General features: G+C 59.2%; 1 pseudogene. It reads left to right on the forward strand.

The window, feature by feature from the left end:
• Nucleotides 1-395: pseudogene (locus Q9B79_RS26845) on the forward strand (Gly-Xaa-Xaa repeat protein); the annotation flags it as partial.

Below are 395 nucleotides of genomic sequence, written 5' to 3' on the forward strand. Positions count from 1 at the left end.
TGCTACTGGTGCTACCGGACCTCAAGGACCTCAAGGTAACACGGGTGCTACCGGTATAGGAGTTACCGGACCTACCGGACCTTCCGGCGGGCCTCCTGGACCGACTGGACCTCAGGGACCTCAAGGTAACACGGGTGCTCAAGGTAACACGGGCGCTACTGGCGCTACTGGACCTCAAGGTGCTCAAGGTAACACGGGCGCTACTGGCGCTACTGGCGCTACTGGACCTCAGGGTGTTCAAGGTAACACAGGTGCTACTGGTGCTACCGGACCTCAAGGTGTTCAAGGTAACACAGGTGCTACTGGTGCTACGGGTGCTACCGGCGCTACTGGACCTCAAGGCGTTCAAGGTAACACAGGTGCTACCGGCGCTACCGGACCTCAAGGTGTTCAAG

Source organism: Bacillus sp. MHSD_36, from assembly GCF_030757775.1.
Taxonomy (GTDB): Bacteria; Bacillota; Bacilli; order Bacillales; family Bacillaceae_G; genus Bacillus_A.